Annotated in this window: 21 protein-coding genes; 12 read left to right on the forward strand and 9 right to left on the reverse strand. The window is 40.7% G+C overall.

Annotation, left to right across the window (positions count from 1 at the left end):
• The coding region (locus V7K62_RS13070) for a tetratricopeptide repeat protein (protein WP_334864519.1) at nt 1–279 on the forward strand (279 nt) is incomplete at its 5' end.
• 398 nt (nt 280–677) lie between these two features.
• The gene (locus tag V7K62_RS13075) at nt 678–2,441 is read left to right on the forward strand and encodes a tetratricopeptide repeat protein (protein ID WP_334864521.1); all 1,764 of its coding nucleotides are present in this window, start codon (nt 678–680) and stop codon (nt 2,439–2,441) included.
• A gap of 74 nt (nt 2,442–2,515) precedes the next feature.
• On the opposite strand, the gene V7K62_RS13080 is transcribed toward V7K62_RS13075, so the two are convergent.
• Nucleotides 2,516–3,013: a pentapeptide repeat-containing protein gene (locus V7K62_RS13080; RefSeq protein ID WP_334864523.1), complete on the reverse strand. Its 498-nt coding sequence runs from the start codon at nt 3,011–3,013 to the stop codon at nt 2,516–2,518.
• 221 nt (nt 3,014–3,234) lie between these two features.
• Here V7K62_RS13080 and gcvT point away from each other — a divergent pair, with 221 nt between their 5' ends.
• The 3 genes from gcvT to gcvP all read left to right on the forward strand — a co-directional run bounded on the left by gcvT (nt 3,235) and on the right by gcvP (nt 8,134).
• The gene (gcvT, locus tag V7K62_RS13085; protein ID WP_334864525.1) at nt 3,235–4,371 is read left to right on the forward strand and encodes a glycine cleavage system aminomethyltransferase GcvT; all 1,137 of its coding nucleotides are present in this window, start codon (nt 3,235–3,237) and stop codon (nt 4,369–4,371) included.
• Between the two features lie 293 nt (nt 4,372–4,664).
• Entirely contained in the window at nt 4,665–5,054 is a 390-nt protein-coding gene (gcvH, locus tag V7K62_RS13090; RefSeq protein ID WP_334864527.1) for a glycine cleavage system protein GcvH, read from the forward strand.
• 167 nt (nt 5,055–5,221) lie between these two features.
• Nucleotides 5,222–8,134 carry an aminomethyl-transferring glycine dehydrogenase gene (gcvP, locus tag V7K62_RS13095; RefSeq protein ID WP_334864529.1) on the forward strand — a complete coding sequence of 971 codons (2,913 nt, stop codon included), beginning with the start codon at nt 5,222–5,224 and terminating at the stop codon, nt 8,132–8,134.
• A 145-nt stretch (nt 8,135–8,279) separates the two neighbouring features.
• Here gcvP and V7K62_RS13100 read toward each other — a convergent pair whose 3' ends face one another.
• The 4 genes from V7K62_RS13100 to V7K62_RS13115 form a co-directional block, all read right to left on the reverse strand.
• Nucleotides 8,280–9,866, reverse strand: coding sequence for an alkaline phosphatase D family protein (locus V7K62_RS13100; RefSeq protein ID WP_334864531.1), 1,587 nt, complete (start codon nt 9,864–9,866; stop codon nt 8,280–8,282).
• 227 nt (nt 9,867–10,093) lie between these two features.
• The gene (locus V7K62_RS13105) at nt 10,094–10,663 is read right to left on the reverse strand and encodes a PEP-CTERM sorting domain-containing protein (RefSeq protein WP_334864533.1); all 570 of its coding nucleotides are present in this window, start codon (nt 10,661–10,663) and stop codon (nt 10,094–10,096) included.
• A 1,153-nt stretch (nt 10,664–11,816) separates the two neighbouring features.
• Nucleotides 11,817–12,689, reverse strand: a complete 873-nt coding sequence (locus V7K62_RS13110) for an SDR family oxidoreductase (RefSeq protein ID WP_334864535.1) — start codon at nt 12,687–12,689, stop codon at nt 11,817–11,819.
• 78 nt (nt 12,690–12,767) lie between these two features.
• Entirely contained in the window at nt 12,768–13,511 is a 744-nt protein-coding gene (locus V7K62_RS13115) for a tetratricopeptide repeat protein (RefSeq protein WP_334864537.1), read from the reverse strand.
• A gap of 656 nt (nt 13,512–14,167) precedes the next feature.
• Between V7K62_RS13115 and V7K62_RS13120 the strand changes: the two genes are divergently transcribed.
• On the forward strand, nt 14,168–15,925 hold the full coding sequence (locus V7K62_RS13120) for a trypsin-like serine protease (RefSeq protein WP_334864539.1): 1,758 nt from the start codon (nt 14,168–14,170) through the stop codon (nt 15,923–15,925).
• A gap of 424 nt (nt 15,926–16,349) precedes the next feature.
• On the opposite strand, the gene crtO is transcribed toward V7K62_RS13120, so the two are convergent.
• Both crtO and V7K62_RS13130 read right to left on the reverse strand, forming a co-directional pair.
• Nucleotides 16,350–18,044: a beta-carotene ketolase CrtO gene (crtO, locus tag V7K62_RS13125; protein ID WP_334864541.1), complete on the reverse strand. Its 1,695-nt coding sequence runs from the start codon at nt 18,042–18,044 to the stop codon at nt 16,350–16,352.
• A 102-nt stretch (nt 18,045–18,146) separates the two neighbouring features.
• Nucleotides 18,147–18,908 (reverse strand): LmeA family phospholipid-binding protein, encoded by a 762-nt coding sequence (locus V7K62_RS13130; protein ID WP_334864543.1) that lies wholly within the window; start codon nt 18,906–18,908, stop codon nt 18,147–18,149.
• A 468-nt stretch (nt 18,909–19,376) separates the two neighbouring features.
• Between V7K62_RS13130 and V7K62_RS13135 the strand changes: the two genes are divergently transcribed.
• Both V7K62_RS13135 and V7K62_RS13140 read left to right on the forward strand, forming a co-directional pair.
• Entirely contained in the window at nt 19,377–21,590 is a 2,214-nt protein-coding gene (locus V7K62_RS13135; RefSeq protein ID WP_334864545.1) for a phosphoketolase, read from the forward strand.
• A 154-nt stretch (nt 21,591–21,744) separates the two neighbouring features.
• Nucleotides 21,745–23,064 carry a GIY-YIG nuclease family protein gene (locus tag V7K62_RS13140; RefSeq protein WP_334864547.1) on the forward strand — a complete coding sequence of 440 codons (1,320 nt, stop codon included), beginning with the start codon at nt 21,745–21,747 and terminating at the stop codon, nt 23,062–23,064.
• Nucleotides 23,065–23,097: 33 nt separating this feature from the next.
• Here the strand turns inward: V7K62_RS13140 and V7K62_RS13145 are convergent, their stop codons facing one another.
• A complete protein-coding gene (locus V7K62_RS13145) occupies nt 23,098–23,307 on the reverse strand; it encodes a DUF2281 domain-containing protein (RefSeq protein ID WP_334864549.1) in 210 nt (69 codons plus the stop codon).
• A 230-nt stretch (nt 23,308–23,537) separates the two neighbouring features.
• Here V7K62_RS13145 and V7K62_RS13150 point away from each other — a divergent pair, with 230 nt between their 5' ends.
• Nucleotides 23,538–23,798 (forward strand): DUF2281 domain-containing protein, encoded by a 261-nt coding sequence (locus tag V7K62_RS13150; RefSeq protein ID WP_334864551.1) that lies wholly within the window; start codon nt 23,538–23,540, stop codon nt 23,796–23,798.
• Entirely contained in the window at nt 23,785–24,198 is a 414-nt protein-coding gene (locus V7K62_RS13155; RefSeq protein ID WP_334864553.1) for a type II toxin-antitoxin system VapC family toxin, read from the forward strand. Before V7K62_RS13150 ends, V7K62_RS13155 begins: the two co-directional genes overlap by 14 nt.
• Before the next feature lie 60 nt (nt 24,199–24,258).
• Here V7K62_RS13155 and V7K62_RS13160 read toward each other — a convergent pair whose 3' ends face one another.
• Complete coding sequence (locus V7K62_RS13160) at nt 24,259–24,456, reverse strand: DUF4926 domain-containing protein (RefSeq protein WP_334864555.1); 198 nt, start codon at nt 24,454–24,456, stop codon at nt 24,259–24,261.
• A 92-nt stretch (nt 24,457–24,548) separates the two neighbouring features.
• Between V7K62_RS13160 and V7K62_RS13165 the strand changes: the two genes are divergently transcribed.
• Nucleotides 24,549–24,767 carry a type II toxin-antitoxin system HicB family antitoxin gene (locus tag V7K62_RS13165; RefSeq protein ID WP_334864557.1) on the forward strand — a complete coding sequence of 73 codons (219 nt, stop codon included), beginning with the start codon at nt 24,549–24,551 and terminating at the stop codon, nt 24,765–24,767.
• A gap of 199 nt (nt 24,768–24,966) precedes the next feature.
• Nucleotides 24,967–25,560 carry a Uma2 family endonuclease gene (locus V7K62_RS13170; protein ID WP_334864559.1) on the forward strand — a complete coding sequence of 198 codons (594 nt, stop codon included), beginning with the start codon at nt 24,967–24,969 and terminating at the stop codon, nt 25,558–25,560.
• The last annotated feature ends 8 nt before the right edge of the window (nt 25,561–25,568 follow it).

The raw sequence follows: 25,568 nt of genomic DNA on the forward strand, positions 1-25,568 counted from the left end.
GGACTCTACGAATCTACAGGACGCTACAGCGAAGCCGAACCTTTGTATCAGCAAGCTTTGGCACTGAGAAAACGTTTACTGGGAGACAACCATCCCGATGTTGCCAATAGCTTGAACAATCTTGCAGGACTCTATAAATCTACAAGACGCTACAGTGAAGCCGAACCCCTCTATCAGCAAGCTTTGGCAATTTGTGAGCAGACTTTAGGTGTAGGTCATCCCGATACAATAATGGTTCGGGGAAATTATGCAATCTTTTTAAGAGAAGCATATCGCTAACGATCGCACCTTTCAAACAAATCACACCAAATTGATGCTACACAACAGTTGTAGTTCAAATTTTAACAGCGATCGCACATCAATTCTAACTTCAAATAGCGATCGCTCCCTCTTAATTTCTTCCTCGGTGTCCTCTGCGCCTCTGCGGTTCGATTCTCATGCCCCCACATATCGAAAGTACAGTACAGAATAGAGCGTATGCGTAGCCCGTCGTAGACATCGCCTAGCCATTTTGAGTACGAAACTCGAAACTTGAACTTCACAGGCTCAAGTAGCAATACCTAAAGGCAAGCCACTGCTTTTAAATTATTTCTATCCAAATGGTATTTCTATCCCAAAGAGAGAAGATTTCCCAATGGAGACAAAGCTAGAATAAAAATAAATTTTATAACCTGTTTATGCAATGGGCTAATTTTCTAGCCAAAGAAGCTGCTACGAATGGCTTATCTCTAGAGCAAACGGCAGCCTTTGCAAAATATCTTAAGACAGAAAACTTAGGTAAAAATAAAGCTAAACTTGCCAGCGAATTAAACGTTGATATTGCTGCTTTCACAAAATGGCTGGGTGAGGTATATGACAAGTTTGCCCAGAATTATCCTGAGTTAACGACTTTTAACAATCGAGACAAACTAGAAAAGTTACAAGTTTACCTGAGCGCAAAATATAATAGCGAATTGGATGTCCTCAAACCATTGGCGGCGATGAAATTATTCAAATCGCTGGTGGTTCGGAAACGACTGCAACAAGAAGCTTGGATTGCGAGAAGAATTTGTAAATTTTTGGGATATTTACCTTTAGCGTTAGAGTTAGTGGGGCGATACCTGGATAAAATGCCAGATTTGTCTCTGGAAACACTGCTGAAGCGGCTAGAGAAGAAACGAGTGGAACATAAACCAGTAGTCAATGCTAACTCATTGATGCCTGATGAATACGGTATAGTTGAAGCTTTTGAATTGAGTTGGGAACAGTTGGATGAAAATGCCCAAAGCTTTGGCTGTTTGCTAAGTTTGTGTGCTTTAGCTGACATTCCCCTATCTGTTGAGACAATAGAAGATGATAAAAAACAACTCAACGAGAAAGCCATAGCCGATTTACTAGAATTGCATTTACTACAACAGAAAAGTAAAGGAATTTATCGTCTAAATCCACTGATTCGGCAACTTTTCCAAATGAAGTTGGATAAATCAAGTCAGGCGGATGAAGCAAAAACTAAATTTGCAGCGATGATGTTAGAGATAGCAAAGCTAATTCCGCAACAGCTTAACTCTGAAGATATTCTCAACCTGACTCCACATATCCCCCACATTACAGAAGTTGCAAGCCACCTATCCGAATATTTAGGCGATGAAAATATAATTACTCTGTTTACTAAATTAGCCTGGTTTTATCAAAATCAAGGACTTTATCAGCAAGCAGAACCTTGGTTGCAACGGTGTGTAGAACTAACTCAAAATCGTCTGGGTTTAGAACATTCTGATGTCGCCACTAGTCTGAACAATTTAGCATTACTCTACGAATCTACAGGACGCTACAGCGAAGCCGAACCCTTACTTGAGCAAGCTTTAGAACTGAGAAAACGCCTAGTGGGAGAAGAACATACCGATGTCGCCACTAGCCTGAGCTATTTAGCATTAATCTACGAATCTACAGGACGCTATAGCGAAGCCGAACCTTTGTATCAGCAAGCTTTAGAACTGTGGAAACGCCTAGTGGGAGAAGAACATCCATTAGTTGCCACGAGTCTGAACAATTTAGCAGCATTGTACTGTTATACAAAACGCTACAGCGAAGCCGAACCCTTATTTGAGAAAGCTTTAAAACTGAGAAAACGCCTTCTGGGAGAACAACATATCGATGTTGCCACTAGCCTAAACAATTTAGCACAACTCTACGAATCTACAGGACGCTACAACCAAGCCGAACCCTTGTATCAGCAAGCTTTAGAACTGAGTAAACGCTTGCTGGGAGACAACCATCCCGATGTCGCCATTAGCCTGAACAATCTAGCAGCACTCTACCGTTATACAAGACGCTACCGGAAAGCCAAACCCTTGTTTGAAAAAGCTTTGAGAATTTGTGAACGGACTTTAGGTATAAGTCATCCGACTACGATGACGGTTCGGGCAAATTATGCCAGCTTTTTAAGAGAAGCATATCACTAGCGATCGCTCTCTGCGTCCTCGAACAGTTTAAAATAATATCCCCCTCTTCATCAGCGAAGAAGAGGGGTGAGACTCTACTTACATCCTAAAGACTTGCGAGTATCCACACCAGTTTTAGAATTCACACCACTTGCTTTAACACAAAGCTTTTTCACTTGTATCCCATCTAAAATTGCATTGGTAAAATCAGTACCTGTGACATCCACGCCATCAAAAGTAGAACGTAGCATCATTGCATCGGTCAACACAGCATCACTTAAATTAGCATCCTTAAACCTTGTTAGATAGGCTATACCTTCACTAAAATCAGCACCATGCAGATTTACTCCCTCCAATACGCTACCGTTAAACACGCCACCACGTAAGTCAGCATTGCTAAAATTAGCATTCTCTAATTTGAGATTGGTAAACTCAGTACCAATTAAACTTTGACCAGAGTAATCCTTGCCCTTAAGTTCATCATTCCCCACAGAACGGGTAATACTGGAAGAACTAGCAGCTTGTGCCGATAGGGGAAACAAAAAAAGAACCATAGCTAAGACAAAGCTAGCTAACAGTTGCAAATATTTCATAATGTCTTCTTAATAAATCTCAACACTTGCACCATTAACTATTAAACCTTACAGAAGGGGATAAGGGAGTGAAGAAGGGAATAGGGTACAGGTGTTACAGGGTAGAGATTATTCCCTATCACCTGTCACCTGTCACCTCTTCCCTAATCTCTCGTAGGATGATAGATGTTGAGGTGCGATGCCTAACGGCAAGTTGCTCCGCATCTACGCAATAATTACCTGTGGCTAATCAAGAAGACAACGCCCAATCTCTGGCGCGAACCCCTTTATATGAATTGGGTGTAGAACTCAAAGCACGCCTTACCAGCTTTGGCGGCTGGGAAATGCCTGTGCAATTTAGTGGAATTAGCCGCGAACACGAGGCTGTAAGAAATACAGCCGGAATGTTCGATATTTCCCACATGGGCAAATTTATCCTCCAAGGTAAAAACCTAATTTCCCAACTCCAGCCACTAGTGCCTTCCGACTTGAGTCGTTTGCTAGCTGGTCAAGCACAATACACCGTCTTGTTAAATCCCCAAGCCGGAATTATTGACGACATCATTGTTTATTATCAAGGTGAAGACGCCGTTGGTATACAGAAGGCATTCATCATAGTCAATGCGGCAACATCCAGTAAAGATAAAGCATGGCTATTGCAACACCTTGACTTGGATAAGGTGCAATTCCAAGACCTTTCACCAGATAAAGTCTTAATTGCCGTGCAAGGGCCAAAAGCGACTAAATATCTCCAGCCATTAGTGCAAGAAGACTTACAACCAATCAAAGCCTTTGGACATTTAGAAGCAACCCTACTAGGTAAACCTGCCTTCCTAGCCCGCACGGGTTACACCGGAGAAGATGGCTTTGAGGTGATGGTAGACCCGGATGTGGGGGTAGAATTATGGCGAACTCTCCATAAAGCTGGTGTTGTCTCCTGTGGACTCGGTGCCAGAGATACCCTGCGGCTAGAAGCGGCGATGGCACTTTACGGACAAGATATCGATGATACCACCACACCCTTAGAAGCAGGTTTGGGGTGGCTAGTTCACTTAGATAATAAAGGCGATTTTATTGGTCGGGAAGTTTTAGCACAACAAAAAGCCACTGGAGTGCAACGCCGATTGGTAGGTTTGCAAACCCAAGGACGTAACATTGCCCGTCACGGCTATCAAGTGTTATCCGCAGGTAAAGTTGTGGGAGAAGTTACTAGTGGCACCCTGTCACCCACACTTGGTTATCCCGTTGCCTTAGCCTACGTTCCCACCCAGCTAGCAACTATCGGTCAGCAGCTAGAAGTCGAAATTCGTGGCAAAGCTTACCCAGCAGTGGTAGTTAAACGTCCCTTTTATCGGTCAAAAAATCGTGTTGCCAACTAACAAGCGCCAAGGTTTTTGCGGAATAATGTGTTGTGAGTTATTCAATCTATCTACACTAACAGGATGTTTGAAAAGTATTTGGCTGTGATTTTAGGCACTTTGATCCCCCCTAACCCCCCTTAAAAAGGGGGGAACCGGAATCAAAGTCCCCCTTTATAAGGGGGATTTAGGGGGATCTAAAATGTTTTGATACCGACAAGAGGACTTTTCAAACAACCTCTAAGGTTCATTACCAGATATGGCTTGGATGACTGTTAGGGAAATAATTTTTTTGATAAGGGAGAGGAAGTGATATGTCTTTTGAATATCCTCAAGATTTCAGATACCTGGATTCTCATGAATACGTGCGAATCGATGGTGAAATTGCCACCATTGGCATTACTGAGTTTGCCGTACATGAATTGGGTGATATCGTCTTTTTGGAACTGCCAGAAATTGGCGATGCTCTTACCAGGGGAGAAAACTTTGGCACAATTGAATCAGTGAAAGCCGTTGAAGAACTGAATTCACCAGTGACAGGCACTGTTATAGAACGCAATGAAGCCTTAATTAATTCTCCCGAAGAAGTGTCAGAAGACCCCTACGGAGAAGGATGGTTTTTGAAAGTGCGCGTCAATGACCCTGACGAAGTTGAGGATGCCTTGACAGCGGATGAGTATCGCGCCCAAGTAGAAGGGGAATAGGAAAGAGGCAGAGCGGAAAGACTTGCAGCAAATTCCCCTCTGCTCCCCTGTCGGTTTCCACCACACCTGAAGATAAGTCATGAAATTTAGATGAACTGAAAAGTTACACTTACTTCTCATGAGTATTTATTGCAAAATATGAAATAGTACTATCTGGAGAGTAATTTGTGGTATTAAACGCCCCTATTCTCAAGTCTAATGAGCAGCAAGCGCTGGACAAAAAAAGTCAAAAGTTAAGTAGTTTTGCGCCAAGACACATTGGCCCCAACTCCGATGACATCCAGCTGATGCTTAAGGTTTTGGGGTTTCCCAGCCTAGATGCCCTAATTGACCAAACAGTTCCACAGACAATTCGGCTGAAGCAACCGTTAAAGTTACCAGAACCAGAAAGTGAGTACGCCGCACTGGCATCGTTAAAAAAAGTTGCTGCCAAAAATCAGGTTTTCCGTTCATACATCGGTATGGGATATTATGACACTATTACCCCACCAGTGATTGGGCGTAACATCCTAGAAAACCCCGGTTGGTATACTGCCTATACTCCTTATCAGCCAGAAATTGCTCAAGGGCGACTAGAAGCGTTGCTGAATTTTCAAACCCTGATTATCGACCTCACAGGTTTAGAAATTGCCAATGCTTCGTTACTTGATGAAGCCACAGCCGCCGCTGAAGCGATGAGCCTAAGCTATGGTGTCTCCAAAAATCAGGCAAATGCCTATTTTGTCTCTAGTGATTGCCATCCCCAAAGCATTGATGTGTTGCAAACACGTGCTAAACCATTAGGGATTAAGATCATTGTTGGCGATCATCAAACATTTGATTTTGATCAAGCAATTTTTGGGGCTGTTCTGCAATACCCTGCAAGTGATGGCACCATTTACGACTACCGCGCTTTTATAGAAAAAGCCCATGCTAAGGGTGCATTGGTGACGGTAGCAGCAGATCCTTTAAGTTTAACTTTGCTAACCCCTCCTGGAGAATTTGGCGCTGATATTGCTGTCGGTAGCACGCAGCGGTTCGGTATTCCTTTGGGATTTGGGGGGCCTCACGCGGCATACTTTGCGACGAAGGAAGAGTATAAACGGCTGGTTCCAGGGCGAATTGTAGGAGTATCAAAAGATGCCCAGGGGAAACCTGCATTACGTCTCGCCTTGCAAACCCGCGAACAGCACATTCGCCGCGAAAAAGCTACTAGTAATATTTGTACCGCACAGGTGTTACTGGCAGTAATGGCGAGTATGTACGCGGTCTATCATGGGCCTGCTGGACTGAAGCAAATTGCCGAAAATATCCACTCTTTGACAGTGTTGCTGGCACAAGGACTGAAGCGTTTAGGTTACAGCATCAGTTCCAAAGATTTCTTTGATACGCTGCGAGTAGAACTGGGAAGACGCAATTTAGAAGATATTCTCGCAGCTAGCGAACAGCTTCAAATTAACCTGCGGGTTTTTGATGCAAATGCTGTTGGTATCTCGCTGGATGAGACAACTACACCAGAAGACTTAATCGACCTCTGGCAGATTTTCGCTGGTACAGATGATTTACCCTTCACTTTTGAAGAATTAACTTCTTCCTCATCCTCCCATCTCCCTCTCTCCCGTACAAGTACCTATCTCACTCACCCAGTTTTTAACCGCTATCACTCAGAAACTGAGTTATTGCGCTATCTGCACAAGCTAGAAAGCAAGGACTTGTCGCTAACTACATCGATGATTCCCTTGGGTTCTTGCACAATGAAGTTGAATGCGACTGCTGAAATGATTCCGGTTACTTGGGAGGAATTTGGCAAGATTCATCCATTTGCACCCGCATCCCAAACGCAAGGTTATCAAATCCTGTTTGAGCAACTTGAGGCATGGTTAGCTGAAATTACCGGGTTTGCCGGAATTTCTCTACAACCAAATGCTGGTTCTCAGGGCGAATACGCTGGACTTTTGGTGATTCGTCAGTATCACGAAAATCGTGGTGAAGGACACCGTAATGTTTGTTTGATTCCCACTTCCGCACACGGGACAAATCCTGCAAGTGCGGTGATGTGTGGGATGAAGGTGGTGGCTGTCGCCTGTGACTCACAAGGTAATATTGACGTTGATGACCTGAAGAGGAAGGCAGAAAAACACAGCAATGAATTAGCCGCCTTGATGGTGACATATCCCTCAACTCACGGTGTCTTTGAGGAACCAATTCAGGAAATCTGCGCTGTTGTCCATAGTCACGGTGGACAAGTTTACATGGATGGGGCAAATATGAACGCCCAAGTGGGAATTTGCCGTCCTGGAGATATTGGCGCGGATGTCTGCCATTTAAACTTGCACAAAACCTTCTGTATTCCGCATGGTGGTGGCGGCCCTGGTATGGGGCCCATTGGTGTTGCTGCTCATCTTGTACCGTTTTTGCCCGGACACCCTGTTGTCACTATCGATAAGTCAACTCAGCACTCAAATATTGGTGCTGTGGCGGCTGCGCCTTGGGGTAGTGCGAGTATTTTGGTGATTTCTTGGATGTACATCGCCATGATGGGTGCAGATGGTTTAACCCAAGCTACTAAGGTGGCGATTCTCAACGCTAACTATATCGCCAAGAAACTGGAATCGTACTATCCGGTTTTGTATCAAGGGAAAAATGGTCTAGTTGCCCATGAATGTATTTTAGATTTGCGATCGCTCAAAAAATCAGCTGCGATCGAAATCGATGATGTCGCCAAGCGTCTCATAGATTATGGTTTCCATGCGCCAACTGTCTCCTGGCCTGTAGGGGGTACAATCATGGTGGAACCTACAGAAAGTGAATCTAAGCAAGAGTTGGATCGTTTTTGTGATGCGTTGATTTCTATTCGCCAAGAAATTGCCAAAATAGAGATTGGCAAGGTGGATGCCCAAGATAATGTTTTGAAGAACGCACCCCACACTGCCGAAAGCCTCATCGCTGGAGAATGGCAGCATCCTTATTCTCGTGAACAAGCTGCCTATCCTGCACCTTGGACTCGTGAGTATAAATTCTGGCCTGCTGTCGGTCGCATTGATGCAGCCTTTGGCGATCGGAATTTTGTTTGTTCTTGTCTGCCAATCGATGCTTATTAAACTCAAGGGAAGAGTTAAGAGTTAAGAGTTTTAACTCCTAACTCCTCTTTATGAAAATGAAAACACAGATAGAAACAGATAAAAACTGATGATTTACCTGTTTCTGTCTGTGATTATCTAGTTGTGATACCTGGGAATTAGACGATTAGGCTTGTTGTATTTCTGGACGACCATCTTCAACCACAAATGAAGCCCGCTTACTAATCGTGCCAAATTGGGTTGTAACGTTTGATAAAACTAGATAATCTGACTTCCAGGTTGTGGGAGTCAGGGCACAGCGAACATATCCCCGTTGACCGTTGAAGAACTTAATGTGTGGGTTATCGGGTAAGTAAGCTTCAACTGCGGGGCTAGTGTCTGAACCATCTCCACCGGAGGTTATGGAGGTACAGACGAATTCACTCCCGACCGTAGCAGATTCTGGGTTATTAAAGTCAGCCTTTAAATTTATTGCCCAGTTGGAATGAATATCGCCTGATAAGACTACTGGATTAGATGGTTTGCGCTGTTCTAAGAAACGCATGAGGCGATCGCGGGAAGCCACATAACCATCCCACTTATCCATGCTGTAGGTTTCGCCTTCCCCTGCTTTTGTGTCTATCTGACCAACTACAACTTGTTGAGCTAAAACGTTCCACTTAGCCTGTGAGCTATTTAAACCATCATATAGCCAATCTTCCTGACGCTTGCCAGTAATGGTTCCATTAGGATCTTCTCCACAAGGACGTTGTTTAGTACCATCACCACAGGGCTGATCGGTGCGATACTGGCGGGTATCTAGGACATGGAAGGTGGCTAAGTTACCAAAGGAGAGCCGACGGTAAAGTTGCATATCGGGGCCAACTGGACGCGAGAAGGGGCGCAGTGGCATGTGTTCGTAATAAGCTTGATAAGCAACAGCTCGCCGTTGGAGGAAAATTGCCCGATCCTGATCTGGTTCAGTATCAATTTCTGAGATGTTATTGGCGTAGTTGTTTTCTACCTCATGGTCATCCCAGGTGACAATCCACGGAAACGCTTCATGAGCAGCTTGCAGATTGGTATCGGTTTTATAAAGGGCGTGACGGTTGCGGTAATCTTCTAAAGTCACAATTTCTGCACTGTTGTGCTGTCTGGGGCCATTATTTGAGATTCCCCCTTCATAGATGTAATCGCCAACATGCACTACTAAATCGAGGTCTTCCTGTGCTAGATATTTGTAGGCGGTATAGAATCCCTGCTGATAGTTTTGGCAAGAGACAAGGCCAAAGTTAAATTTACTTAAGTAGCTATTTGCTAAAGGCGCTGTACGAGTGCGACCAATGGGGCTAGCGTCTTGCCCGACCAGAAAGCGATACCAGTACCAAGTATCAGATTGCAGTCCTTCTACCACAACTCGAACTGAATGAGCTAGTTCTGGGGTTGCCAGTACCGTACCTCTAGAGACAATACGCCTCATATTACAATCAGTTGCAACTTCCCAGCGAATTGGCACATTCACAGGTGGCATTCCACCTCCGTTTAAGGGTTCAGGAGCGAGACGAGTCCAAACCACTACGCTGGTAGGATAGGGTTCACCCGACGCTACACCCAAAGTAAAAGGATAATTGGAAAATCTGCTGGTGGCAATCGCTCTTTGAGGAGAAAATTGGTTAGCGATCGCTAAACCAGACAATGCTCCTGCCCCAATAATTAAGTTGCGTCGTTTGATTCGACTGTGCAGGAACTTTTCAAAATTCCGGTAATCTACCATTCTCTACTCCTGGCTAACAGGTAAGTTAAAGTACAACAACAGCTAACACAAAGAAGGCAGGGTAATTGTAGGGAAATTCCGTAACTAATTTCCTTACCAAAATCAGATTTTAATTCCCAATTTTTTCTGCTGCTATCAATGTGTTAGATGTGTTTTTGCCACATAAAAGCTTACTAATAAGAGATTAATCCTTGGCAAAGAAAGCGTTAATATCAACTTAACCAAGGTTAGACTTTAACCTTTTTCATTGATGCTACCTTTTTCTTCATCATCGAGCCAAGGCTACAAGCAAAAAGAGCGCCAACTAAAGGTGTAGGTTCAGGTACTTGTCTATAAGAAACTGTACCTGATATAAGTTCAGCGTCTGGAGAAGTTTTAGAGAAAATTGTAAAATCCTCACCAATAATTTCATAACTGATAGAACTGGAAGGATTAGCTTTATCATTGAACTGATAATCTAAGGCAAAATATGTTTTTCCGGTTAAGGATGTGCTTGCAAAGATCAGAGGAAAATCTGGGTAGTTGGCATCATCTTGTTCAGTGTAAACGGTAGAGTCTCCATCAAATTTGAAAGAGAGTGACTTAATGGCAGCTTCGGGATTATAGTCATTGCTGAAGGTTGAGTCATCAAAGCTAAAAAAGCCATTTCCCTTAGTTACTGGGCTATCAACTGTGAAAGCGTAATTAAGAATTGCAGCCGATGCAGATTTGGCATCTACGGTAGCAAAACCTAAAGTAAGAGTAGCAGCAGCAACCAATAATTTTGTCACCAATTTCATCTCAGTTTTCCTCACCATAAATTTCTTTCAGCAATGCAACTACAAGCTATAAAAATGGCTTGTTTATAACTTACTTATTTTTCAAATTGATATTCATAACTGGTTAGAACAGTGATGAAATCAATGACTTCTTTCTTTTTCAAGAAAAAGAAAGAAGTCTCCAATTATTTTGAGACACCCTATTTTAGAATTATGAGTTTAAGCAGACTTTAATTAAAGGTAAAAATAAAAATTAAGTTTGCCAATGAAAAGTTAGCCGATAAGCACAGGGCAAACGCATCTAAATCAGGACTTACGCAAACAATAACCAAAACCCTAATTTTCAGATAGGGGCAATTCATGAATTGCCCCTACTACTACAAGGCGGAATTAAAAATTAAAAATGAATAGAGCGTAAGCGTTTCATTGATTTGGAATGGGTGCTTTATTTGCGCCGTGTTGTACTACAGTGTTGAGATCGGGGTTAAATTATCAATTACATTAGTAAATTCTCAATAAAGCTAGATTTTTCCGTTGCGTTAGAGGATGTTTGAAAAGTGTTTGACTGTGATTTTAATTGCGTTGTTACCCCCCTTAGTCCCCCCTTGTAAAGGGGGGAAACAAGAAAAATCCGGTTCCCTCCCCAATACATACGGGGAGGGTTAGGGAGGGGTAAAAATATTTGATACATCAATCACGACTTTTAAAACATCCTCTTAGAGGTTGTTTGAAAAGTGGTGACTGAGGTATCCAAAACTTTAGATCCTCCTAAATCCTCCGATAAATTGGAGGACTTTGAGAACGTTATTCCCTCCTTTTTAAGGGGGGCTAGAGACTGTTTTCAAACTCGAAGATCCCCCCTAACCCCCCTTAAAAAGGGGGGAAAAGAAACTCTAAAAGCCCCCCTTTTTAAGGGGGGTTGGGGGGATCTCCAAAGACTCAGGTGCTTCAAGAAAGGTTTGAAAACACGCCCTAGGGGGGATCTAGATACAAGCGTAGACTTTTCAAATATCCTCTTAGCGTACCGGAGGTAATCGCATCCTCAAATAGCCTGAGTTTTAATACTTAGGAACGTGGATTAAATAAAATGCAAAACCTCACCCTCAATCCCTCTCCTTTATAAGGAGAGGGATTGAGGGTGAGGTAAGCCAGGGACATAAATTGTATGTTATTTAATTCTTATTCCTTAGTCTTAACTGAATTGTATTGCCTCTAATTCTTCCCTTACAGATAAAGGCTGATACCCCAATGCAAAAGCTTTAGAACTATCTAAAGAAACATCTACTGGTCTAGGTGCTGCCATTTTCACATCTTGTTGTCGGCAAGATTTAAGACCGGTGGCGGGAAGTTGAAATACTTCCACTAATATCTGTCCAAAATCATAACGCGAAATCCGCTCTTTGCCACCTAAGTGAATGATGCCGTTAACTTTTTCTAATGCTAATAAAAGTCCTTTGGCGGCAGTTGTTCCACTTACTGGTGTGCGAAATTCGTCTATAAATAAACTTAGTTCTTTTTCTGCTTGTAAAGTTTGAATAAATGGCTGAATAAAGCTTTTAGCTGTGGGTGTTGCTGCACCAAACATCAACGGCATTCGACACACTGCGGTCATGGGATATCTTTCTAGCATATCTGCTTCTGCGATCGCTTTTTGCTCACCGTAAAGATTGACAGGACACACGGCATCTGTTTCTTGATAGGGAGCATTTAAGCCATCAAAAACTAAGTCGGTTGAAGTAAAAGCACAAGGAATAGAATTATCCGCGCAAAGTCCGGCAATATTACAGGATGCTATAACATTAATTGCGTGCGATTCTTTGGGGTTGGTTTGACAAAAATTTGGTTGGGAGTGTGCAGCAGTATGAATAACTGCTTCTGGGTTGACATCATTAAAGATACGTTTCAATTCCTGAAAATTTGTTAAGTTCGCTTTTAAAATTTTCATGCCAGGAATCTCTAAAGGATGGGATAAATAAGTGCCATAAATCTCCCATTCTTGTGTTGCAAGCTGGCAAAGATGCCATCCTAAAAAACCACTTGCCCCGGTGATTAACAATTTTTTCATGTCTAATCGTAAACCGCTCAAGAAAAAATACTTTCTACAGCAGGTTTATATTCTACACTGAGTGGTGGTGATAAAATACTATTGTATTAATTCCTGAAACTGCTTTTCACTACGCACTTTGCTAAAGTCTGGGTCAGTTTTTGCTAATTTCTTATATTTATCAGGAACAAGCTTGATTGCTTTGTCTAGGTTCTCAATTGCTAATTCCAGATTGCTTTGTAAAGCATAAGAGCAAGCTTTATTGTAATATGCTTGGTGCAAATCTTGCTTGATGGCGATCGCTCTATTATAAGATGCGATCGCATCTTGGTAGCGGTGCAGCTTTGTCAGAGCTATGCCTCGGTTAATTAAGGCTTCATATTTGTCTGGTTTGATGGCGATCGCTCTATTATAAGATGCGATCGCATCTTTGTAGCGCTGCAACGATGTTAGGGCTATGCCACGATTATACCAAGCTTCATATTTGTCGGGTTTGATCGCGATCGCTCGATCATAGGATGCAAGAGCGTCTTGGTAGCGTTGCAACGATGTTAAGGCTATGCCACGGTTAATCCAAGCTTCAGGATTCTCAACTTTGATGGCGATCGCTTTATCATAAGCTTTTATGGCATCTTCATAATGTTGTCCATCTAATAAATTATTACCTTGATGAAAGGAATCTTCTGCTTTTTGCGTAGCCTTCGCTTCTATGAAAAGTTGGGTTACATTGCTTTCTTGGACAACCTGTGTAGTATTTTCTGCCGATGAGTTTGCCCCACCACTACAGCCAAATGTGAAGAAAGCTATCAAGCCAGATGCAACGAAGCAGTGCCGAAAAACCATGCTGTACCTACAAGAATTATTAGATGATGTTAAAATTTGTTAGTTTTTTGAGTATTATCAAAATACACTAGTTTTTACCCATTAATTTACTTATATTTTCAGAAACAGCTTTGTTGACGACGCATAAATTATTATTCAAATCAAGCGTACATAACATTATCATATTAAATACACATAAAGCAATTGCTTAGAACCTCTTTTAGTCAAAAAATGATTATTTGTGTTGCTATATACGTTGTATAGGCGTAGCTCGTCCTAGACATCGCACTCGTGTAGTAATTCACCTTTATGAAAAGCCTCTTCAACCCGCCAATGCCGACGAGATAAATCAGCTACTATCATCGGGAGGTAATATCACAGGATCGAGAACAGAAGTAATATCAGAATACCTAGTTTTTCCAACCTTCATCTCGATTAATTACTTTTATTTCCCTTCTTAAAAAGAATAATTTAAGTTAACTTTACATTCTTGATAGACCACATAAATAATTGGTATTAAATATACAGCATTATTACAGCTTTACGATTCCTTAAAACTTTGGTGAAAAAAAACCATTAATATAAATTGCTAATGAATTTCCTAATGCCATGAGATAAGTTTTGGGCATTAATTTGTATATTGTGTATTCATCATTTTCTATTAAGGATCTAAAACTATGTCTGTTTTCTCTCCTGATGGTCGGACAAAAGTTAGCAACACGACAAGTTTTCCGTTTAGTGCTGTAGGAAAGATGAGAATACGTTGGAAAGGCCCAGATGGCGTTATTAATACTGCTGATGATATTATCGTTAACGCTTCTGGTGCGATGATTGATCCCTACCACTTTTTAACAGCAGGACACTGTGTGTATGAGACAAAATATGGGGGCTGGGCAGATAAAATTGAGGTGATGCTTGGTTCTAAAGGAAATATCATTGCTGGTACAAACCGGGCTGACTACGAGTACTATGGTGAAGCCAAATCTGTTTATACACGTTCTTTTGAAGGATGGACTCAAGGAGATCAAACTAAAAGCGAAACTTTTCAATACGATATAGGACTGGTTACTCTTGACCGCAATATTGGAAACTTCACTGGCTGGTTTAACTATGGATATGACGATAATCTCAGCAGTGGAACTTTAATGAATGTCACTGGATACCCTTCTGATAAGTTTGATTCCAACAGCGATGGAAGATCGGACAACTATGATATGTGGACTCAGAGTGGAAAAATCACAAGTACAACTGACTTGACTTTGCGTAGTACTGAGCTAGATATTATACCGGGAGATAGTGGAGGCCCTCTCTGGCTTTATAAGTCCAACACAAATGAACCAACTATTTATGGAGTAGTTTCAAATGAGACAAGCAGCAACAGAACTCCGCTTTACAACGAGTTCGCCCGAATTACAAGCACTCGATATAACGATATTAAAAACTGGATTAACGAAGATACTGCCACGCGCCAACCCACTGACAAAGCTGATTTAGTAGATTCTGACGTGTGGTTTAACACAACTCTGGGAAGTTTTAGTAACAATAATATCAAAAATGGGGAAAATTTCAGCATCACAGTCTATCCTCGCAACAATGGTACAGCCGCGACAGGCACTTTCTCGGTTTCTTTTTACGCTTCCACTGATGCCGATGTCACTAATAGTATTGGTTCTCATTACCTAATTGCTAATATAACTATTTCTTCGATTAACCCATTCAATTCGGGAACAGCGACTTGGAACGGTGCGTTTCCCAATATCCCGATTGGAAATTACTACGTTGTTTCATTTCTCGATCCAACTAATTCAATCCCAGAATTTGATGAGAGTATAACCAGCAACCAAAAGGTATTTAGAACTTTACTCACTGTTGCCAATAGTGCGCCCACTTCGATATCACCTCTGACTACTTCATCAAGCGTTAGCTACACTTTAGCAGCCAATGAAGAAAACCTCACCTTAACAGATACAGACAATATTAATGGGACTGATAACTTGCCTAAACCTGTTATTACTGGTAATCAGGAGCTAAATGGTGGAAATGGCAATGACATGCTTATAGGGGGAAGTGGTAACGATACTTTAGTTGGAGGTTTAGGTAATGATACCCTAACGGGAGGAACTGGATCTGATGTTTTTACTATTAATACCCCTTCTGAGCGTATGGATAACATTACAGATTTTTCGTCCTTAGATGACACGATCTATGTTTCTAAAATAGGGTTTGGAGGTGGACTTAGCGAGGGTATACTTCAAGCCACCCAATTTGTTATCGGTTCAGTAGCAAAAGATAGCTGCGATCGCTTTATCTACAACAATAATACAGGGGGTTTCTTCTTTGATGCTGATGGTACAGGCTTATCCGGTCAAATCCAAATTGCTCAACTAGCAATAGGTCTAGCTATGACTAATACCGATATTTTCGTGATTACCTAAATAATTTCGGACTTACAGCAGATTGCAACTTGCTTAGAGGATGTTTTAAAAGTATTTGGCTGTGATTTTAGGCACTTTGATCCCCCCTAACCCCCCTTTTTAAGGGGGGAACCGGAATCAAAGTCCCCCAATTTATCGGGGGATTTAGGGGGATCTAAAATGTTTTGATACCGACAAGAGGACTTTTAAAACATCCTCTTAGGTACAGATAATCGTAGGGGCACAACATGTTGTGCCCCTACCCGTGTACTTCATTTACCTGAAATATGCTGTTCCACATTAGCTTCAATTTGGTAGTAGCGTGGCAAAGCGAAAATAGTGCATTACAAACATCTCAAATATTGACATTTGAGAAACATAACCTAATTTTTCTATTGCACATATTTAGGCTTGCCACGCCACTACAAAACTGACTGTGCAACGCTTAATTAATGCCAAACACTGACTCAACAGTTGACTTAATCGAATCCCGCGCATCCTTCAAAGTTTGGCTAATGGGATGTTTTGCCTGCAAAAACACACGCGCACAATTGCGTCCCGGCATTCCCGAAATTGAACCACCTGGATGAGTCCCTGCACCAGTCAAAAATAGATTATCAATTGGCGTTTTGTAGTTGGCTATTTCTGGTAAGGGACGGAAAAATATCATCTGATCTAGGGTCATGTCAACATGGTAATAATTCCCTTTGTACGCACCTAATCTTTCTCCTAGTTCTGCTGGACTTTCTACACGACGGGCGATAGTTGCATTCTTGACATTGGGTGCATAGTCTGCCAACTTATCAATCACCCGATCTGCAACTTTGTTTTTCAATTCATCTGTCCAACCAGTACCTTTTAAACCAGTACCTTCTGCACCGGCAATTTGATAAGGGGCAAAAAACTCAATCCATAGAGTGTGCTTGCCTGGTGGTGCTAATGTGGGATCTAAATAACTAGGCATCACCAAATACATTGATGGGTCAGCATCAGGAATCTCTCCCAAAGTGCATTTACTATGAGCCTGTTCTACATGAGCCACAGAATCTGCAATCAAGATAGAACCGACGAGATATTCGTCTTTGTGGGCGTGGTGTGGAAAGCACAGTGGTTCATCTAAAGCCAAATCTATTTTGAGGATGGTTTCGTTGTTGTTAACGATGCGGCGTTCTAATCTTTCCCATAAATCTGGGTCGGCTGCATTAACATCGCTTTTATCAGTCATTTGTAAGAACAACCGCTTGGCATCAATATTAGAAATAACCCCATGTTTAGCGCGATATTCTTTACCACCACCAACCCGCACACCTACAGCTTTTCCATCATCAATTAAAACTTTTTCAACATGCTGATCTGTGAGAATAACGCCACCTTTACTTGTGACTAAATTCACCAAAGCTTGCACAAGTGCGCCAGTTCCGCCGCGAGGTCTGGCCATCCCCGGATTATGACGCATTGCCATCATAATTGCACCAATGGCAAGGGTTTTTTGTGATGGCGGCGCACCAAGTTCTGATGCTAGTCTGGCTAGTGGCGCTTTCAGAAATTCCTCATCAAACCACTCGTTAAGTAAATCTTCAGCGCTGGTTAACATCGTGCGAATGAAGTCCAGCGTTTTGTTAGGGGAACCAATAACTGAAACTAAATCTTTCAGTTTTGTGATGTCGTAGTTACCAAGAATGTCTATAATTGACTTTGGCGGTGCGTTAAACATAGGAATCATTGCACCTAGCGATCGCTGCCAAAAGTCTACAAATTCTGCGTATTTTTTGGCATCACGTTCATTGTAACGAGCGATTTCTGCACAAGTCTTTTCCACTGACTTATGTCCTAAGAAATACTTACCATCAGGATGAGGACAGAAAACAACTGGATCGCACTCTAAATAATGCAAGCCGTATTTTTCTAATTCTAATTCTTCAACAACTGGCCCTAAGTGAATAAATTCATGGTCAATAGCACACAAATTGAATTTAAATCCGGGGGCTTCTTGCGGTAAGCATTCTTCAGTTGTTGCTGCACCCCCTGGTACAGAACGCTTTTCTAGTAACAGAACGCTATAACCAGCTTTTAGCAAATAAGCGGCACAAACTAGTCCATTATGTCCAGCACCGATCAGGACAACATCATACTCTTGCATAGTTGGAATTTAGAAATAAGTATCTTTCTAAGATATTAGAAAAATTTTCTGACATTTACATCATCCCTCAGTAACAAAAATTATCTCTAACTACTGTCAATACTACTCAGGAGATAATAAACTTAAGGATGAGGGTATTTGGTTTATCTGAGCTTCTAACATAAGTATTAAAGTACCCTTTTGTACTTCTATATCTTTGATAGAAAATGCTATATCCTCCCATTTAAAAGATGGTGTATTCATCAGTTCTTTAGCTTTCTGGATGAATGCTGTAATTAATTCTATTGAAATCCCCTCTCCCTGAGTGCAGTTAAAACCCTCCAGCATCGCGGGTTGGGAATGAGTCCGTGGGCGACCGATCGCAGTGTAAGCTAAAGAGCGAGTATTTCCCATTTCCTTTAACAGTACCTTTCCCCTAAATTCTACTTTGCCATCACCAGGTAAAAATACCTGAATTTCTTCCGGCTCAAAACTCACAATTTCACCATCTACATTCAACTCCAAGTTTTGCATCTGGCTACGAACAAAGTCTGAGGTCAAGGCGCGGTTAATATCTACTTCTGTGAGTATAATTCGAGCAATGGTATTTACTGGCTGATTCAGTTCTATTTGACCAAAAAGAGCGCTGAAGGGATTGATGGCTATACTATCTATTTGCAGTTTTATTTCCTGTACGCGAATGTCTTCTTTAATGACTAATCCTTGACCTGCAACGGAAACTCCATCCGCCTGTCCCTGAAGTATTTTTAACAGATCGGTTTGTACATCTATTTCTATTTGTTCTACTTCATCTAGCTGATTGGATATTCTTTTTTCAGCTTCTTGGGATAGAAATTGTTCTTCCAGCCGATGCTCATCAGGCATGAATTAGTAATTCTCCTAAATGTCCTCTTACTAATTAATGTAAAGGCTAATTCTGAAGAGTAAATCTATATTGGGGTATATGTAATTTGTGATTTATAAATAGGACTGCGATCCTTAAGCAGCGATTGCAAAGCTTTTTAATTAGTTATCCATTAGGTTTAAAATCTATCTAAATATATATAGCGCTTCTCGTTTGGATGTAATATATTTTCACCTCACTCGTTTTAGGAGAGAGGCTTTGAATCTTGTTTATCTCTCCTCTTAGCAGCTACGGTGTACACACAAGTCCTAAAAACCTAGCTTGATGGCGCTTGACTCGTTCCCAGGCTCTACAGTTAAGTGACCATTTAAAGTACTTATTCTAACGTTCCAAAAAAGCAATAAACTGTTACAACCTCGAAGATGTAAAATTTTTGTTAAATTCAACGAGCATCTACAGTTTCACCTCATCGTCAAAAGGTACTCAGCATGACTGCAATCTCCCCAAAGGCATCTTCAGCACTTCCCAATTTTTCTGAAGGGATTCAATATTTTGGTGAACTGTTACCAGATTTTGAAACTTATGGTGCAACACCTGCTATAGAGTCGGGAAAAATCGCGATCGCATCTCCCACAGACAAAGCAGCTGTATATCAAACTTTACTGGCTGCCGATGCCCTGCGCTACCTGACTTTACAAGTTACCGCTAGTAAGGCTTCTGGGCATCCCGGCGGATTTGCCAGCCAAGCAGAAGCTTACGCATCTCTTGTCATGCTGGGATACAAGAACATTATTACTGAAGTCGGACACCACGCCCCCGGATTTTATAGTGCCATGTTCTTGGATCGATCGCTAGAGGATATGGGAATTTTTACAGTTCAACAATTGCGCGATCGCTTCCGAGAAAAGCACGGACTTTTAGGACATCTTTCTGGTTTCATTCCCGGTATTCTCGCACCTGCGGGGCCTTTGGGACAAGGGCAACACTTTGCAATGGCGGCTGCACTGTTACACAAAGATAAATTATTCCCCTTTACAGTTGGCGATGGAGGATTGGGTGAGCCTTATATTGTAAGTGCGATCGCGCATTTCCATACTGCTTATCCTGCTGTCACCAACTTTTTACCGATATTAGTGTGGAACGGTTACAGCCAAGAACATCACAGCATGGTTTCCCTGAAAACCAATGAACAGATGCAAGCATATTGGCAAGGTAATGGTTTTGATGAAGTGGTGTTAGTGGATGCCAAAGATTTCGACGATCAAAATCAGCCAGGGGATTACGTTGATAGTACCGCCTTTTCTTTTGAGAAACGCCTCGCATTTACGCAAGCAGTACTTTCGGGTGTAGATAAAGCCGCGCGATCGGCATTAGGCGGAAAACTTACCGTCTTCATTATTAAACAACTCAAAGGTGCAGGAGTTCACGCGCGGGGTGCAAAATCTCACAACTTGTATCCTAAAGATACGTTGGATGCGCCGCATATTATTAGTGCATTGCAAACCCGTGCTTTGTCTGCGGAAGCTTGGCAATTAGTTAGAACAAATGCCGAACGCGCCGGTGGAGGCCCAGCAGCGAAAACTGTAGTAACAGAATTTGAATTCCCATTAGCAGAACTAGGCGAATTACCTTTAGAAGAATATGCAGTTGGAGGTGAAGCCAAAGTTTCCACAACCGCAATGGGACGATTGGTAGGAATAGTTGGAAATAAAGATCGGAATTTTCTTGTCACCAACGCTGATGGTAACGAAGCATCAGGAATTGCCAACATCAACCAAGCATTAAAGATTATCCACCCCACAACCGACGACTTATATTATCAAGCACCAAATGGACAAGTTTATGAACCATTGAGTGAAGATGCTTGTGCCGGTTTAGCTGCGGGTTTAGCGTTAATGGGTGCGAGAACCTTGTGGTGTTCCTACGAATCTTTTGCCATCAACGGATTACCAATTTGGCAAACTGTAACCCAATCAATGGCAGAATTGCGCCGTCAAACTCCCTCGACTATTACTTTATTCACAGCAGGGGCATTAGAGCAAGGGCGTAACGGTTGGACTCACCAACGCCCAGAAATTGAAGCTTACTTTGCTTCGTTGATGCGAAATGGAAATGTTTTCCCATTATTTCCCCCCGATGCTAATAGTATTCAAGCTTGTTATGATTGGGCGTTGAAAACTAAGAATAAGGGAATTGTGATTACTGCAAGTAAAACGCCGTTGCCAATTCGCACCACTTTAGAACAAACTCGTCAAGGGTTGCGCGATGGTGCAGTGCTATTGCATGAAGTCGCTGGTGATAAACAAGTTGTATTTGCTGTAATTGGCGATTTAACATTAATGCCAGTATTTGAAGCTGCTGCTTTCTTAGAAACTGAAGGTATTGGCGTGAAGATAGTTACTGTTATCAATCCTCGGCAATTGTACCGTAGCCATGATACTGCATGGGAAACTTGTTCTGAAGCCGAAGGCGGTTTTTTGGATGATGCGAAATTTGCCGAATTATTTGATGGTGATGCGCTAATTGCTGTTACTGGTGGCGCTGCGGCGATGCTAGAACCAGTTTTGTTAAGGAGTCAGGCGAAGCGCGATACTTTCGCGTGGAAGCGTGGGGAGACTACAGCGAGTGCTGGCGAGTTGATGGCATTTAATGGATTGACTGCTGAAGCGTTAACGAAACGTGCGATCGCATTAGTGCATTAAGGCTAGAATTGTCTTTTATTTTATCGCAAATATACGTATACAAACGCTGAAAAATTGCGTTGTGATGCGTATATTTGCGGTTTTTATTAGAAAGATTTTAATGTTTATATAAAAAATAAGTTCAAATTATATATCTTCTATTTATAGTCATCCCATGTTATTAGAAAATATCAATTTATCTGGATTACCATCAGTTTATTTACTAGACAAACATCGTCTTCCTAATTGTGCAGCCATCTACTTTGTATCTGACAGTAAAGGTCAAATTATTTATATAGGTAGAACTATCAACTTAGTTGAGCGATGGAAAGCCCATCATAGATTTAATCAGCTAAAAAGATTTAATAGAAAAAATAGTCTCAATATTAGTTGGATTAGTTGTAACCGTGATGTAGAGACTCTCTCCAAGCTAGAAAATGAGTTCATTAATTTATACAAGCCACCACTTAATTGGTCTAAAGTAGTAGCACCAATTAGAAAAATCACTCCTGCTGAAACTGCACTACAGAAAAGTCTTGAACATCTAGCCAAGTTGAACACTATGATATTTGGGTTTGATCCAATATTAGATAAAGAACTGCCAACAATATACTTGGTTTATCCCGTCTATGGTATGAAAGGAGTATCTGGCAGTATTAGAACTGCATTAAAAAATTTTAATAAAAAGGCTAGTTTTCTGAAGTGGAAAGAATACCAAACTCAGCCTAAGCGCTCAGGTAAATTCGGGTATTGGACTACTGAATACAAAGATTTACGAATAGATATATCTCCCGCTCAAGGCTTAGTTGACTTTATGCATAATTCAATTCGTAGGACTATAGCTGGAGTAGAGTTTATGGCTTTTAGCCGCGAACAACTAGAAACAATATTAGAAAATGAGGACAATATATCAGGTTTAGGTGCTTTAGAGGATGATCCTATTCCTATAGAGCTTGTTGATAAGCATGAAGCTATAAAGGGAAAAAAGAAAGGCGTTATTGAATTTGAATCTTGGGAGGAATTAGAACCAATGTCTGAAGGTGAAGCTAGAGTAATGAATCGTAAATTTGTGTATGTGAATGATGTAGAAATAGAAGTATGTGTTAACGATAATGGAAAGTATTTTGTTAGACACAATCTTTACTTGTGGATAATGTACCAAAAGAAAAATTCTGATGTTCCAAATGATATTACAATAAAACGCTTCCAAGATGAAATAGATAGACTACCTACTATTAGATGGTCTGGCTATAGGTTTAGATATGAAACGATTAGATTTAGTGAAGATGATGCAGAAGTTGATAGTTTACTAGTTCCATTAGCTATGTTTGAAGACTTAATGAAAGAGAATTATGGCGTTCATAATACCAATCTTATAGAAGAAATCAAAAAGGGTGAGTACATATCAAAGCCAAATGATAGTGAAAGGATAAAATTATTCGCATGGCTTCAATCAAATTCTTTCTCTTCACTGCTTCAAACTAATAACAGCTAAACAAATACAGTCATTACAGGAATCATTTGGTTTTTATTCCATAGACAAATCACTTGCTACTTCCACACAAACAATGTATTCTTGAGCTAGAGTCAAAGCCGAAACCCCTGAATTTTTATCTTGAGAAGATAACTCTTGCTTTTGCATTTTCGCAAGTAAAAATTCGACAAAATCTAACACCTCTTGTTGCTTATCAGGAGGTAATATTCTTACCTTGTCTATAATAATTTCTTCAATGCTCATTTTCTCTAGCATCTTGTATCAACTAATATATTTTAAACTTTAAAGCATTATTTGCCTGTATACCTTTCGCCGTGACTTCAATTGTTAGGCACTCAAGAGGATAAATTTAGGAAGTATACATCCCATTGTTCACATTAATTTATCAGGCGCGATCGCGTCACCTCACTCAGGTTTAAAATTAGTCTATAATAGGGTAATGCCGAAAATTTTCCTCAATCTAGAAGTTAATTATGGTTATAAAATTTGAAGAAATGTATAGAGATATTGATACTTTACCAGAAGAAGCTCAAATCCTACTACTTGATTTTATTCAGTTACTCAAAAAGCGTTATCCTCAACCAGAATCAGAAAATCATAGTCAGGAAAAAAGTCTCTATGAAAAGTTTGATGAAATTGGATTAATTGGTTCTTGTTCTGTTGACGAAAATTTATCAACAACTTATAAAGAAGTTTTAGATAATACATTAACAACTAAATATGATCATCGTTGATCCAGGATTTTGGTTGGCTCTTATTGATAAAAAAGATACCTACCACCAAAGCGCAAAACAAGCTTTAAAAAAATATAATGAACCTTTAATTACAACATGGTGTGTTGTCACAGAAACCTGTTATCTTTTACTAATTCGCAAGGGAATTGACGCTGAAATTAATTTTATAAATAGTCTGCAACAAGAATTATTTACGATTTTTAATTTAGAACCTCACCATACTCCTCGAATTATTGAATTAATGAAAAAATATGCTGATCTGCCAATGGATTTGGCTGATGCTTCCCTAGTGATTTTAGCAGAACATTTAGGGCATGGATGCATTTTTTCAGTAGATAAACGTGACTTTAACACCTATCGTTGGAAGCAAAGTTATCCTTTTGAAAATCTCCTATTTTGAGCTAATTAGAAACAACGTAACCCACCATTATCTGAGATTGATCACGCGCGATCGCGCAATTTATCTTCTACCAATGGGACGTACTTGTATGCTGTGAAGTGAAACAATTGCTACAGTCTCACCATCCAATGTGACAAATTCAACCTCATATCCTTTACCACCCTGATGTACTAAAACGACTGTACCTATATCACCCTCTTCTAAACTATATTCTGGGATATCACTAGTCAGAATAACTCTATCAAGTTCTTGAATCATTCTTCTCTCCGTTTCAGTGGATATGAAATAACAAACTTAAGATTTGAAGGTTATATGTATTCTAGACCTCGACTATACAAGATTAATTTATTATGAAATTTCAAGTAATTTTTACCTTTGATTCAGAATATGAAGGCTATGTTGCTGAAGTTCCTGAACTTCCAGGCTGCGTGAGTCAAGGCAAAACACTAGATGAGCCAATTGAAAATATTAAGGATGCCATTACGGGATATCTCCATGTTCAAGCTAAACATGGCAAACCTTATATTGTTAAGGAATCGCAAGTGTTTATTGGGGAAGTTGTAGTATAAATGGGACGTTTATCAAATATCTCCGGTAAAGAAGCTGTCAAGATTTTTGAAAACGCATTTCTAATTTACAGTTGGAAAACTGGATTTCACCTTAAAAATATTATGTAAAATAGAAATGACTACACAAGAGAAAAATCAACGTATTCAAATAAATTTAGATTTATCATAGGACTTGATTTTACTCGACACTGATACCTATATGACTCCACAAACCCTAGACAAAATCACTACCCTCCAAGAACAGCGTTTTCTCTTACCTGGTCATTACACTTGGGAAGAATTTGAGAAACTTGAAGCCTTAACAGCAAATGCGCCAGGTTTGCGGATAACTTATCTTGATGGGTGTGTGGAATTCATGACTCTTGGTGAACAACACGAAGCTATTAAAAGTGTGATTGCTATATTTTTAGCGCTTTACTTCTTTGAAAAGGGTATAAATTTTATCCCTGTAGGTAGCGCTACTCGTCGCGCTAAAGAAAAGGGAGCTTCCTTTGAACCTGATGAATCTTATTATTTAGGGGAAAAGAAAGAAAATCCTGATTTAGCAATTGAAGTAAATATTACTAGTGGTAGTATAGATAAACTAGAAAAATATCAGCGTTTTAACATTACTGAAGTCTGGTTTTGGGAAAATAATCAGATATCTGTATATCACCTAACTAATGATAATTATGAGCAAATTGCTCAAAGCAAATTACTGCCAGACTTAGATATAAATTTGTTAGTGCGTTGTGTTTTAATGCCTTCAATAATTGAAGCAAGGACAGAGTTTATCAAAGGAATTCGGCAGTAATATTTTCA

Origin of the sequence: Nostoc sp., from assembly GCF_036917935.1 — a bacterium.
In the GTDB taxonomy this organism is placed as follows: domain Bacteria; phylum Cyanobacteriota; class Cyanobacteriia; order Cyanobacteriales; family Nostocaceae; genus Nostoc.